The sequence below is a fragment of the Corallococcus carmarthensis genome, from assembly GCF_003611695.1.
Classification (GTDB): domain Bacteria; phylum Myxococcota; class Myxococcia; order Myxococcales; family Myxococcaceae; genus Corallococcus; species Corallococcus carmarthensis.
The window spans coordinates 1-12,615 of sequence record NZ_RAWE01000090.1 but is presented as its reverse complement, the minus strand read 5'-3'; the positions used below and the strand labels follow the sequence as shown (position 1 = coordinate 12,615).

Below are 12,615 nucleotides of genomic sequence, written 5' to 3'. Positions count from 1 at the left end.
GGTTACACCTGCCGCGGGTCGCTCAGTACGTGCAGCGCAGGACCTGGCGGTAGGTGCCGCACTGGCTGAAGTCCGTCGTGCCCGCGGGCTGCGAGTGGTAGCAGCTGTAGACGGTGGGGTCGCAGTCCGGGCTGGGCCAGACGTCGTAGGCGTCGCCGTCGGTGAGCGCGAGCTCCGTCACGCGCGCCACGAGCCGGGCGGTCTTCTGCATCGTCGCGCCGTTGTCGCCCCCCGCGCTGAAGTTGAGCGGGATCGTGTGCGGGTCCATGGCCTGCTGGAGCGTCGGGTACGCCCAGTCGAGCTTGTAGTTGGGCCGGCCGTAGACGGACGGGATGCCGTCGGGCGCCGTGACGGTGAGCCAGTCGGTGTACCCGGAGACCGCGGCGTGGCCCCGGTACAGGAGGTTGTTGTTCGGCTGGACGACGTAGCGGGGGGTGACCGCCTCGTCGATCCAGATGCCCGAGTCGCCGCGGAAGTCGAAGAAGCGCGGGGCCACCACGATGCGCGCGGTGTACGCGCGCGGCGTTCCCGTGTTCGTGGTGACCTTGACGAAGAGCGGCAGGCCGGAGAGCACCGTGTTGAGCTCGTAGCCGTCGTGCAGGACGATCTCGAACCGGCGCTCGCTGATGATGTTCGCGTCGCCGAAGGCGTCATCGGGGACGAAGCTGAGGACGTCCGCGAGGTAGCGGTTCGCGGTGGCGTGGATGACGAGGGCTCGGACGCCGTCACGCTGCTCGAAGGTGCCGAGCGTCTCGAAGCTCAGCTCGTTGTTGCCCACCGTGGCGTAGAGGCGGGTCGCCGTCTCCGCGGCGGTGCTGACGCCCAGCTCCTCCGGGGACTCGGATTCAATGGGGGTGTTGTCACAGGCCGCGAGCGCGGCGAAGCAGGTCAAGGCAAGGGCGCGTAGACGCATGGGGGGTCTCCAGGTGAGGAGTTCCATTTATCACACGCCTGTGACACCCCCTCTGACTGGGATTGTGCCGGCCTTGTCACATGCCGGCCAGAGCGTGTCACCGGGAGGCTGCTGGAGGTGCTCGCCAGGGAGTGAGGCGTGATGCCCGCAACGGGTCTTCCTCCCGGTGGCGGAATCGGGTCCACTTGGCGCCCCTCCACGAACGGGTGCCTGCTCCATGACGAAGAAGACGGCTGCTGCCGACGTGACCCCGACGGGTCTCTCCCGCCGCACGCTCCTCGGGGCCGCGGCGGCCGTGACGGGGGCGCTGGCCGCCCGCGATGCACGCGCCGCCGCGCCGGCCGCCGCCGCGCCCGGGGCCTTCGCGCTCGAGGAGGCGACGGTCGCGGAGCTGCGCGCGGGCCTGGAGTCCGGCAAGCACACCGCGCGCGGGCTGACGGAGGCCTACCTCGCGCGCATCCGTGCGCTGGACCGCACCGGGGACCTGCCGCTGTGCTCGGTCATCGAACTGAATCCCGACGCGCTCACGCTGGCCGACGCGCTGGACGCCGAGCGCAAGGCGAAGGGCGCGCGCGGGCCGCTGCACGGCATCCCCGTGCTCATCAAGGACAACATCGCCACGGCCGACAAGATGCAGACCACCGCGGGCTCGCTCGCGCTGGTGGGCGCCGTCCCCTCGCGTGACGCCTTCATCGTGGAGCGGCTGCGCGCCGCCGGCGCCGTCCTCCTGGGCAAGACGAACCTCAGCGAGTGGGCCAACTTCCGCTCCACGCACTCGACCAGTGGCTGGAGCGGACGCGGCGGCCTGTGCCGCAATCCCTACGCGCTCGACCGGACCCCTTCCGGTTCGAGCTCCGGCTCGGGCGCGGCCACCGCGGCCAGCTTCTGCGCCGTGTCGGTGGGCACGGAGACGGACGGCTCCATCGTCTCGCCCGCGTCCGCGTGTTCGCTGGTGGGCTTGAAGCCCACGGTGGGGCTCGTCAGCCGCGCGGGCATCATCCCCATCTCCTCGACCCAGGACACGGCGGGCCCCATGACGCGCACCGTGGCGGACGCCGCGGCGCTGCTGAGCGTGCTCGCGGGCGAGGACCCACGCGACGCGGCCACCGCCGCGGGCAAGGGCCGCGTCCACCCGGACTACACGAAGTTCCTCGACCCCAAGGGGCTCGCGGGTGCGCGCATCGGTGTGCCGCGCGAGCGGTTCTTCGGCTACCACCCGGCCACGGACGCGGTGGTGGAGCGCGCGCTCGAAGTGATGAAGGCGCAAGGGGCCGTGCTGGTGGACCCCGTGACGCTGCCCAACACGGCGAAGCTCGACGGGCCGGAGATGGAAGTGCTGCTGTATGAGTTCAAGGCGGGCCTGGAGGCCTGGCTCGCGCAGCTCGGCGAAGGCGCCCCCGTGCGGACGCTCGCGGACCTCATCGCCTTCAACGAGAAGAACCGCGAGCGCGAGATGCCCTGGTTCGGCCAGGAGCTGCTGCTCCAGGCGCGGAAGAAGGGCCCGCTCACCGACGCCGCCTACAAGAAGGCGCTCGCGGCGTGCCGCCGGTACTCGCGCGCCGAGGGCCTGGACGCGGTGATGAACAAGCACCAGTTGGATGCGCTCGTGGCTCCGACCCAGGCACCGGCGGGCCCCATCGACCTCGTGCTGGGCGACCACTGGCTGGGCAGCAGCTCCACGCCCGCCGCCGTGTCCGGCTACCCGACCCTCACGGTGCCCGCGGGCGACGTGCACGGGCTGCCGGTGGGTATGTCCTTCATCGGCCGCGCCTGGAGCGAGCCCGTGTTGCTCAAGCTCGCCTACGCCTACGAACAGGCCTCGCACGCGCGGCGCAAGCCCACCTTCGTCCGGAGCGTGGACCTGCGCGGCGCGTAGCGAAGGGGAGGGCGCCGCGCGACGCCCTCCCGTCACCCAGGTGCTACTGGCAGCAGATGACGTGCATGTCGGGGTGGAGCCACTGGGTGTCCAGGACGTCCGGCTTCAGCCGCATGCGGCCCCACGGCCAGGCACCGACGACCGGCGTCGCGCAGGACACGTCGTACGACGGCCAGGTCGAATAGGTGTTGTCCATGCGGATGGCCACGAACCTGGTGGCGACGCAGCTCTTGGGAGCGTTCTGGTTCGCGGCGCGGATCTCCTGACCGGTCATGCCCTGATAGGCCATGGTCACATAGGCCGGCTGGGAGCCGGTGGGGCACTGCTGGGCTGCCAGCGACCGGGGAAAGATGGCGCGCACGTTCTCCAGCTCCAGGGCGGAAGCCTGGGTGGCGAAGAACGAGACGGCGAGGGCCGCGAAGGTCAGGACATGCTTCATGGTTGTCTTCTCCTGGGGGGATGCGTGGGATGGGGCGGTTCGTTTCGCGATGCCGCCGCGAATGCGTGACATTGCAGGGGCCGCGTCAGCGGGGGCTTCCGAGGAGAAGCGCCACGCGGAAGGGCCGGCGCCACCGCTCCGCGCCGACATGTCGTCGACATGCCGGTGACATGCCGTGCCCTCCCGGCCCGGGAGCGCCCCGTCCGGTTGCGGGTACGATGGGCGCCTTGCCTGGGGGCGTGGTTCGATGCGTCAGGGGTTCGAGGAGGCCGAGCTGCGCGTGGCCCTCGCGGAGGGATTGCTCCGCGAGCAGGAAGCCGCGGAGCTGCGGGAGGAGGCCCGGCGCCGGGCATGCGGTCCCCTGGCCCTGCTGCGTGAGCGGGGCCGCCTGTCCGAGGACTCACTCGTGTCGATGATGGCGCTGGCCCGGGGTGAAGCGACACCCGGCTCCATCTCCGAGCCCGAGCCCGAGCCCGCGCCCGAACCCGAGTCCCCCGCCTTCCCGGTCCCTGGCTGGGAGCGCTACCAGTGCGTGCGCTTCCTCGGGGAGGGGGGCATGGGGCGCGTCTTCCTCGCGAGGGATCCCCGGCTCCACCGGAACGTGGCCCTGAAGTTCGTCCGCGGGGATGCCCCGGAGCTCACCCGGCGCTTCCTCTCCGAGGCCCGGGCCCAGGCGCGGGTGAACCACGAGCGGGTGTGCCCGGTGTACGAGGTGGGCGAGGTCCAGGGTCGCGTCTACATCGCCATGCGGTTCATCGAGGGCCAGCCGCTGGGCACGCTCGCCCGCGAGCTGTCCGTCGAACAGAAGGCGCTGGTGCTCCAGGCGGCCTGCGAGGGCGTGCACGAGGCGCACCGCGTGGGCCTCATCCACCGGGACCTGAAGCCCTCCAACATCCTGGTGGAGCGCGCGGAGGACGGCACGCTGCGCCCCTACGTGATGGACTTCGGGCTGGCGCGGGACTGGAAGGAGGGCGTCACCGCCACCGGCGCGGTGCTGGGCACGCCCCACTACATGTCGCCCGAGCAGGCCCGGGGTGAAGTCACCCGCCTGGACCGCCGCGCGGACGTCTACAGCCTGGGCGCCACCCTCTACAGCGTGTTGACGGGTCAGCCGCCCATCCCCGGCGCCAACGGCCTGGAGGTGCTCAACAACATCGCCCACACGGAGCCCCGGCCTCCGCGCGCGGTGGATCCCAACATCCCCACGGACCTGGAGGCCATCGCGCTCAAGTGTCTGGAGAAGGAGCGCTCGGCCCGGTACGACTCCGCGCGGGCCGTGGCGGACGAGCTGGGACGCTTCCTCTCCGGCGAGCCGGTGCGGGCCCGCTCGCACGGCCTCGGGTACCGGTTGATCAAGACGCTGCGCCGGCACCGGCGGGTGGCGTCCGTGGGCTTCGTGGCGGCCCTGCTCGTGCTGCTGGCCCTGGGCCAGGCGGGGCTGACCCGCCGCGAGGCCGCCACCCGGGAGCGGATGGCCCGGCGGTTCACCGAGTCCGTGGAGCGCATCGAGGCGCTGGCGCGCTACTCGGACCTGGCGCCCCTGCATGACACCCGTGAGGAGCAGCGCGCCATCCGCGCGCGCATGGCGGCGCTCGAAGCGGAGGTGGCGGAGGCGGGCGACCCGGCCGTGGGACCGGGTCACTACGCGCTGGGGCGCGGCTCCCTGGCGCTCGGAGACGAGGCGCGGGCCCGCGAGTTCCTCCAGTCCGCCTGGGCGCGAGTCTTCCGCGAACCCCGCGTGGCCTACGCGCTGGCGCTGGTGACGGGGCACGAGTACCAGGCGCGGCTGCTGGAGGCCGAGCGCCTCCGCGACCCCCGACGGCGAGAGGCCCGCGTGCGCGAGGTGGAGCGCCGCTACCGCGAGCCCGCGCTGTCCTGGCTCCGCCAGAGCGAGGGCGCGGAAGTTCCCTCCGCGGCCTATGTCTCGGCGCTGCTCGCCTTCTACGAGGGGCGGTGGGACGACGCGCTCGCCCGGCTGGCCACGCTCGGCCCCGGGTTCTCGTGGTTCCACGAGGCGCTCAAGTTGCGGGGCGACATCCTCCAGGCCCGCGCCATGCGGCACTGGAACCAGGGCGAGCGCGAGGCCGCGGCGGCGGACTTCGAGGCGGGCCGGAAGGCCTATGCCGAAGCGGTCGCGAGCGGGGAGAGCGTGGCGGCCCTCTACATCGCCCAGGGCGAGCTCGAATACGGCGCGCTCATCCTGGAGGTCTACGGCAAGGGCGCGGTCATGCCGCCGTACACGCGAGGGCTCGAGGCCGTCGCGCACGCGCTCACGGCGATGCCCGACCAGTCCGAAGCCCGGGTGCTGGAGTCCCGCCTCCACCGCCGGCTCGCCGAGTACCAGGGCAACCTGGGCGGCGACGACGCGTCGCTGCCCCAGAAGGCCGTGAGCGCGGCCCAGCGCGCGATGGCGTTCGACCCCTCGCGGCCGGAGGTCCGGCGCGAGCTGGGGCAGGCCTGGTGGATCTGGGGGCACCTGCGCCAGCTTCGCGCCCAGGACCCGCGCGAGCAGCTGAGCCACGCGGCCGAGACCTTCGAGGGCCTGGCTCCGGCGGACCGGGACGCGGGCTTCTTCCTCGACCTGGGCCTCGTCTACAAGACCTGGGCCGACCACGAGGAGCAGGTGGGCGCGGATCCGCTGCCTCGCTACGGCAAGGCCATCGACTCGTTTCGCGCCACGGCGCGGCTCGACGACCGGATGCCAGAGGCCTGGCTCAACCTGGGCATCGCGCTCTACACCCGAGCCACCCATCCCCGCGCGCCGGACGCGGACGCGGACCTCTCCCAGGCCGTGGCGGCGCTGGAGCAGGCCCGCACGCTCAACCCCGGGCACGTGGTGTCCTACTTCTACGGGGGGCTGGCGCATGCACTCGTGGCCCGGAGGCTCCGCGTGCGGGGCGGTGAGCCCACCGCGGCGCTGGAGCGCTCGGCGGAGCTGTACCGGAAGGGGCTGGAGCTGGGCCCCGGCATTCCCCAGCTCCACAATGGCCTGTGCCTGACGCTGCTCCAGCAGGCGCAGACGCGCTGGGACCAGGGGGCAGACCCCACGCCCGCGCTGGCCCGTGCCCAGGAGGCCTGCGAACGGTCCGTGACCGTCGCGCCGAAGAGCGGCTACGGCTACATCAACCTGGGAGAGGTGTTCGCCCAGCGCGCCCTGTACCAGCGTGCGCGCGGAGAGGATCCCCGCGCGAGCGTGCACGCGGCCGACGCGGCCCTCCGGCAGGCGCTCCAGTGGCTTCCGGAGGACGCGGGGACGCTGGCCAACCGGGGCATGGTCCACGCCATCCTGGCCACCTTCGAGCTCGACCACGGACGCGATCCGCGCCCGAGCATCGCGCGCGCCGAGGAGTCCTTGCGCCTGGCCCTCGCGCGCAAGCCGAACCAGGCCGATGCCTGGTTCTTCCTGGGCGAGGCGCTTGGCGCCCGGGCGCTGTACGCCGGAGCACGCGCCGGGGACCTCGATGCCGCGGCCCAGGCGTTCCGGAAGGGCATCGCGCTGGATCCGGAGCGGCAGGACTTCAGCCTGGGCTTCGGACACTTCCTGCGCCGTCAGGCCATTCGCGCCATGCAGGCGAAGCAGGACGCGGGCCCCCTGCTGGAACAAGGGCTGGCCCTGGTCGATCCGCTCATCGCGGCACGCCCCGACTGGCCGGATGCCCACCTGCTGCGAGGCGCCCTGCTCGCGCTCCGGTCCGCGCTTCCCTCCGCCGCTTCCGAGCAGCGACAGGCGTGGCGAGGACAGGCTTTGGAAGAGCTGTCGCGCGCGCTCGCCGCCAACCCGGGCTTCCGGCGGGAGTGGGGAAGCACCCTGCAGGGTCTCGCCTCCAGTCCGCGTTAGCTGTTGGTGGGCGAGTCGGGCGGCGCCAGGGGCGGTATCGCCACCATGGTGCCGGCGTTGCCCGTCCCGTCATCCGGAGGGAACCTCGGCTCCTGTCCCTGCTCGCTGATCCACAGCTTGCGGCGCTGCTCTCCCGGGCCTGGCGGAAACAGGCTGTCCACCGCGAGGAACATCACCTCCGTGTCGAGGATGTCGATGCAATTGCCGCCCACGGTGTCGTTGGATTCGAGGATCCAGAGGACGACGCCTTCTCGCGGGTCCGACGCGACCACGATCTCCAGCACGTCTCCCGGAGCGACGACGCACACGGAAGGGTTGTTCAGCTCCTCTTCACTCCAAGTGCTGTTCAGCACCAGTTGCCGGGCGGGCTCCAGCCGTTTCCCGAGTGAGCGGACCGGATGGAGGCTGTTGACGTACTTGGAGAGGATCAACTGGTGCTTCGACATGGCACGACTCCTTGAGACCCGACGCCCCGGGGCCCCGAGCAACCCTGCTCATGCATGGGGCCTGCCACGGCGTCAGGAGCCCCGGGTGCTCAGTCCCAGCTCCTTGAGGCGCCGGTTGAGGGCGCGCTTGGAGACCTCCAGGCGCCGCACCATCGCGTCCAGGTCGCCCGCGCATGCGTGATGACAGGACGTGATCTCCTCCGCGGTCAGTGTCCCCGCCCTGCGGATGTGGGGGTGCTTGTCGATGACGTCGTAGATGGAGGAGCGCGGGATGCCCAGCCGGTCCGCCGTCAGCTTGAGGTCCCACTGGTGCTGCCGGAGCGCCGTCAGCAGCTCCTCGCCGGTGACCTCGGTGGACTTGCGCCGGGCGACCGCCGCCGGTGGCTTCGCGACGGGAGGGCTCGCCACGACGGCGGTCTCCAGCTCCCCGGCGAGCCGTGGATCCAATCGCAGCACGGACTGCCCCCGGCTTCCAATCACCAGCTGCCGGGCGAGGTTGCGCAGTTGCCGGATGTTGCCGGGCCACGCGAAGCGCAGCAGGCGCAGCGCGATGGAGGCCGGCAGCCAGGGCTCGGCATAGGGGTCCCGGGGCGTCAGCCGGTGCGCTTCGCCAATCGCTTCCAGCTCCTCCTGGGCGAAGTGCCGGAACAGCTCCCCCAGGTCCTCGCGCCGCTCGCGCAGGGGAGGCAGGTGGATCTCATAGCCCGACAGGCGGTGCAGCAGCGGCGCCTTGAAGCGCCCGTCCCGGATGTGTTCCTCCAGGTTGGAGTCGGTCGCGGCGATCAGCCGCACGTCGGTCTTGATGGGGGTGCTGCCGCCCACCGGATAGAGCTCACCTGTCTCCAGTACTCGCAGCAGCATCACCTGCACTTCGGGAGGGGCCTCGCCCACCTCATCGAGGAACAGCGTGCCGCCCTGGGCCGCCCGGAAGAAGCCCTCCCGGTCGCGGGTCGCTCCGGTGAAGGCGCCCCGCTGCGCGCCGAACAGCTCGGCGGCGGCCAGCTCCTTGGGGATGGCGCCCAGGTTCACGCTGATGAAGGGGCCCCCCTGTCGCGGGCCATGCTGGTGGATGGCCTGGGCCACCAACTCCTTGCCGGTGCCCGTCTCTCCCCGGACCAGCACCGGGACCTGGAGGTCGGCGATGCGCTGGATGTGCTCGCGCACGCGCTGGATGCCCTGGCTGTCGCCCAGCATGCCCAGCGTGTGCGTGGGCGCGTCCGTCTGGCGCGAGGCCAGGTGCAGCAGCAACACCAGCCGGCCGGCCACGTCCAGCGGCACGCCCGCCGCCAGTTCCTCCCGCGTGAACTCACAGTCGGTCACGAGCTGATCGTTCACCGTCACCCGGGTTCCGGCTTCACCCACCCGCATCCGGATGAACCCGGTCTCTCCCGGGGAGAACACGATGGGGATCCGGCTGACGAAGGGGTCCGCCAGCGGATGGCCGAAGGGCTCTCCGGGCCGGGTGAAGTTCGGGCCGTTGCGGGACAGCTCCACGGTGCGGCCCCCGAGGACCGCGTCCAGCAGGAGCCGCGCGCCCGCGCGCGTCGCGGTGGGGTGGGAGATGAGGGTCAGCGCCGGCACCCGCTCGTCGGCGGACGCCGCGCTCCGTTGCTTCTCTCCGACGGCCGTCGACACCTCGGCCACCCCCGAGGGGGACAGGGAATCACGAGGCCCTTGGCGAGACATGGGTCACGGTTTCTAGCATGACCGCACGGGGAGCTCACTTCGAACGGCATGCAGATGGGCCCGCCATTGTCCCCATCTCGCGGCGAGCAGGATCCTCAGTCCCAGGCTGCTGTAGGAGAAGGTAGAGGCCCGTGCCCGCGACTGTGAAAGCCAGGCGCTGGTTTCACCGGACGTTGCGTCTCAGCGCCAGTGATACAGGAAGGAAGCTCCGGGAGCGAAGGCGGGGGTGTCCTGTCCCTGCAATTGCGTTCCAGCGAGGACCCCCAGGTCCACGGACCACCGCTGTCCCATGAACCGCGCGCCCGCCGTCGCGAATGCGAACGCGTCGGCGATGGCGCGCACCGGTGAGATGGCGACTTCCCCCGCGAAGCCCCAGTGCTCCCCGACTCGCAGGAAGCCTCCCACCATGGGCAGCACCATCACGCCCCCATTCTCGTCCCGAGCCCAGACGTAGATGGGCTGGACCGTGAGGGAGATGTTCGCGTCGCCCGTCCCATAGGTGAGCGTGCCGTAGGCGGCGACGGCGTTGTGGAGCCCCCACGCTCCCGCGAAGTCGCTGTCGTAGGAGCCGCCCTGCACGCCGAACGCCAGATGAAGTTTCTCGGTCAGCGGTGTGCTCACCTTGATGCCCCCCAGGAGGCTGAAGGACGTGTCTCTGGACATCACCTGGAACGGGATGGCCGTGGCCAGGTTCACGGACACGCGCTCGCTCAGGCCCACCTCCGCGACGGTGGCGAAGAGCGCCTGCTGTCCGATGAAGCCCTCTCCCGCATGCAGCGGCAGCGCGTTTGAGCCGAGCAGTCCGCGCGTGCGGGTGGGATTCTCGAACCAACCCGGGGCCGACGCCGGAGGAGGCTCGGGAGCCGGCTCCCCGGCGCTGGCGGAGGCGCCAGGGAGGGCCAGCGACAACATGAGCAAGCAGATGAAACGTGGTGCCATGATTCCCCCTTGATGATGTCGCGCCCCATACGCAACCACCGTGCCAGGGAAGCCCTGCTGGGGACGCGGGGAGGCGGCGCTCCACCGCGGTCAGCGGATTGCTGACAGGCGAGTCATGCCGCCACGGATTCCCAGCGAGGCATCATCCAGCCTGAGTGCTTCACGGACTCCAGGCCCGTGAGCCGGTCGCACCCTCCCGTGTACCGGCGCAGCGCGGAGCCTTCAATACGCGGTCAAGGGCGCGGCGCACGGCATCGGGCGGCTGGGTCGTGCAGCTCATCGATGCGCCGCTCGACCTGGACAACCTCGCTCACCTGGCTGCACTCAAGCGCGCCTACGAACGCTTTCCGGAGATAGGCGGACGCGCAGCGTCTTGACCCGATCCAGAGGCCCGGGACTCCGTTCCGGCTGTAGGAAAGAGGCCGACTGCGCGGGCATCGGCGATGATAGCCTTCCCATCCGGGAGGTCCTGCACCATTGCTCCAACCTTTCAGATTGGTCCTCGCGCTCGTGCTCCTCTCGCGAGTTGCTGCGGGGGCTGCGCCGGCACCGGGGGCGCGCGTCAGGCGGGAACGACCCGTCACCGTCGCCAGCACGCCCGCCGAACCGCTGCCCGTCGTCCACGTCGCGGCGGACACCCCGACGTTGTTCCTGTTCTCCTCGACGATCCAGCGGAAGACCCTGACCTTCGATGAGTCCCGGATCCGCGTCCTGGATGCCGGCGAGCGCTCCTTCATCGTTCAGCCCGTGGCCAATCTCGGCGACGGTGAGCGACAGGAGATCGGGGTCTTTTTCATCGACAGAAATCAGCCGACGCGGGCCGCCTTCGTTCTCGTGACCGATCCGACCGAAGTGGACTCACGGATTGACGTGCAACGCCCGGAGCCACTGAGTACGGCCTGCCAGCCAAACACCCAAGCCCCGGTGCCGAGGCCTGAAGACTTCGTGTTGCTGGGGTACGTGGACGAGAAGGGCGTCACGACATCCGTCATCAAGAACAGGCTCGATGCTGTGCAGGGACTTGGTTTGAATTCAATCGTAGCCTTTCGGGGCAACGGTTGGATTCTGGCGGACGTGAAGATCACGAACAGGCTTGACCGCCCCGCCTGGACACCCCGAGAGGCGACATTTGTGGGGCGTGTCGGCATGCCCCTGCGGGCTCGGCTCGTAGCGAAGAAGCCGGGGGCAATCCTTCCGGGAGAGGATGGACGTGTGCTTGCGGTCGTGGAGGTGCCAAAGACGAAAGCAGACCTCGTCTTCACCCTGGAGGTACGCGGGGATGGGGAGCGTCGTCTCACGATTCCGGATGTGCGCTTCCCGAAGCCCGCCGCGGAAGACGCCCAATGAACGCGACCCTGCTCCATGCTCCGCCCGGTTCTCGCATTGACGGCTGGCAGGTGACCAAGGCCCTTGGCGACGGAGGCTTTGCGTTTGTCTTCCTGGGCGAAAAGAACGGCAGGCACCGCGCAATCAAGGTGGCTCAGCACCGGGAGTCCAGCGGCGACCCCAAGCAGACTCATGCCCGGACGCTGCGGGAATTGACGGCGCTGCTCATGCTGGACCATCCGAACATCGTCCGGCCGCAAGGGTATGGCCTCGCGGAGAGTGGGAACCTCTACCTCGCGCTCGACTACGTGGACGGCTGGACGCTCGCGGAGTGGGCGGAGCGTAAGCACCCGACCGTTCGTGAAGTCCTGGGAGTCTTCGAGAAGCTCGCAGGTGCTCTGTCATACATGCACGGCCGAGGCATCCTGCATCGGGACCTGAAGCTGTCCAACGTGCTCATCCGCAAGAGCGACGGCGAGCCGGTCATCATCGACTTCAGTTGTGCGAGCTACACCCTCGCCGAAGACCTGACAGGCGGAGGCTTGCCTCCAGGCACAGACCGCTATCGCGCGCCCGAGCAGTTCCAGTTCCTGCGCGAGCACAAGGACGAGCACCGGGCACGCTACGCCTTCCAGGTCGCCGACGAAATCTTCGCGGTCGGCGTCATGCTCCATGAACTGCTGACCGACCCTCGCCCGACGGAGTTTCGTCCGCGCTTCGACTTGAATAGTCTTTCCCTCCCACCGCCGTCACCCCGATTGGCGAATGCGCGGGTTCCAGCGGCACTGAGCGACCTCGTCGAGAACCTCCTGGCCCGAGACCCCAGGAGGCGTCCGGTCGATACCGAGGCGCTGCGCCGCGAGCTGGCGGATCTCCGCGCCGAGCGCTCCGCTGAGTATGACGTGCCGGCCCATCCGCCCGCTGAACAGCGTCACGGAGGTCCGACACCTGCGGCACTGGCGATACCCTCCACGCCGCAATCCCTCAAGCGGCATGCGGCCATGATGGAGCGACCGCTCCGAACGGGAAGGTGGCTCGCAGGCATCATTTGTATCGTCGCGCTCGTCATGGCCGCGGTCCTCTGGCGCTCGTCAAGGAGCGTTCCCGGCGGGCCTGCCGAGTCGCGCGACGTCGCAGCCCCACGCCCTCCTC

10 protein-coding genes are annotated in these 12,615 nt (G+C 70.4%); 5 read left to right on the top strand and 5 right to left on the bottom strand.

What is annotated here, in order from left to right:
- Window positions 1-22: 22 nt before the first annotated feature.
- Entirely contained in the window at window positions 23-913 is an 891-nt protein-coding gene (locus D7X32_RS23090; protein WP_147450227.1) for a hypothetical protein, read from the bottom strand.
- Between the two features lie 217 nt (window positions 914-1,130).
- Here D7X32_RS23090 and D7X32_RS23085 point away from each other — a divergent pair, with 217 nt between their 5' ends.
- On the top strand, window positions 1,131-2,789 hold the full coding sequence (locus tag D7X32_RS23085) for an amidase (protein ID WP_120604736.1): 1,659 nt from the start codon (window positions 1,131-1,133) through the stop codon (window positions 2,787-2,789).
- A gap of 43 nt (window positions 2,790-2,832) precedes the next feature.
- Here the strand turns inward: D7X32_RS23085 and D7X32_RS23080 are convergent, their stop codons facing one another.
- Window positions 2,833-3,228: a hypothetical protein gene (locus tag D7X32_RS23080; protein ID WP_120604735.1), complete on the bottom strand. Its 396-nt coding sequence runs from the start codon at window positions 3,226-3,228 to the stop codon at window positions 2,833-2,835.
- A 247-nt stretch (window positions 3,229-3,475) separates the two neighbouring features.
- On the opposite strand from D7X32_RS23080, the gene D7X32_RS23075 reads away from it, so the two are divergent.
- Window positions 3,476-7,066 (top strand): serine/threonine-protein kinase, encoded by a 3,591-nt coding sequence (locus D7X32_RS23075; protein WP_120604734.1) that lies wholly within the window; start codon window positions 3,476-3,478, stop codon window positions 7,064-7,066.
- Here D7X32_RS23075 and D7X32_RS23070 read toward each other — a convergent pair.
- From D7X32_RS23070 to D7X32_RS23060, 3 genes are all read right to left on the bottom strand, one after another.
- Window positions 7,063-7,512 (bottom strand): hypothetical protein, encoded by a 450-nt coding sequence (locus tag D7X32_RS23070; RefSeq protein WP_120604733.1) that lies wholly within the window; start codon window positions 7,510-7,512, stop codon window positions 7,063-7,065. The genes D7X32_RS23075 and D7X32_RS23070 overlap by 4 nt on opposite strands.
- Window positions 7,513-7,584: 72 nt before the next feature.
- Window positions 7,585-9,198 carry a sigma 54-interacting transcriptional regulator gene (locus D7X32_RS23065; protein ID WP_120604732.1) on the bottom strand — a complete coding sequence of 538 codons (1,614 nt, stop codon included), beginning with the start codon at window positions 9,196-9,198 and terminating at the stop codon, window positions 7,585-7,587.
- A 180-nt stretch (window positions 9,199-9,378) separates the two neighbouring features.
- Window positions 9,379-10,137, bottom strand: a complete 759-nt coding sequence (locus D7X32_RS23060) for a hypothetical protein (RefSeq protein ID WP_120604731.1) — start codon at window positions 10,135-10,137, stop codon at window positions 9,379-9,381.
- A 155-nt stretch (window positions 10,138-10,292) separates the two neighbouring features.
- Here D7X32_RS23060 and D7X32_RS47605 point away from each other — a divergent pair, with 155 nt between their 5' ends.
- The 3 genes from D7X32_RS47605 to D7X32_RS23045 form a co-directional block, all read left to right on the top strand.
- Window positions 10,293-10,514, top strand: a complete 222-nt coding sequence (locus D7X32_RS47605; protein WP_120604730.1) for a DUF5953 family protein — start codon at window positions 10,293-10,295, stop codon at window positions 10,512-10,514.
- A gap of 100 nt (window positions 10,515-10,614) precedes the next feature.
- On the top strand, window positions 10,615-11,484 hold the full coding sequence (locus D7X32_RS23050; RefSeq protein WP_120604729.1) for a DUF2381 family protein: 870 nt from the start codon (window positions 10,615-10,617) through the stop codon (window positions 11,482-11,484).
- The coding region (locus D7X32_RS23045) for a serine/threonine protein kinase (protein ID WP_208752513.1) at window positions 11,481-12,615 on the top strand (1,135 nt) is incomplete at its 3' end. The genes D7X32_RS23050 and D7X32_RS23045, both read left to right, overlap by 4 nt.

Bases quoted from the DNA above. Each gene is read 5' to 3' on its own strand.
- D7X32_RS23070 (WP_120604733.1), bottom strand. From the start codon at position 7,512: ATGTCGAAGCACCAGTTGATCCTCTCCAAGTACGTCAACAGCCTCCAT.
- D7X32_RS23065 (WP_120604732.1), bottom strand. From the start codon at position 9,198: ATGTCTCGCCAAGGGCCTCGTGATTCCCTGTCCCCCTCGGGGGTGGCC.
- D7X32_RS23075 (WP_120604734.1), top strand. From the start codon at position 3,476: ATGCGTCAGGGGTTCGAGGAGGCCGAGCTGCGCGTGGCCCTCGCGGAG.
- D7X32_RS23060 (WP_120604731.1), bottom strand. From the start codon at position 10,137: ATGGCACCACGTTTCATCTGCTTGCTCATGTTGTCGCTGGCCCTCCCT.
- D7X32_RS23085 (WP_120604736.1), top strand. From the start codon at position 1,131: ATGACGAAGAAGACGGCTGCTGCCGACGTGACCCCGACGGGTCTCTCC.
- D7X32_RS23090 (WP_147450227.1), bottom strand. From the start codon at position 913: ATGCGTCTACGCGCCCTTGCCTTGACCTGCTTCGCCGCGCTCGCGGCC.
- D7X32_RS23080 (WP_120604735.1), bottom strand. From the start codon at position 3,228: ATGAAGCATGTCCTGACCTTCGCGGCCCTCGCCGTCTCGTTCTTCGCC.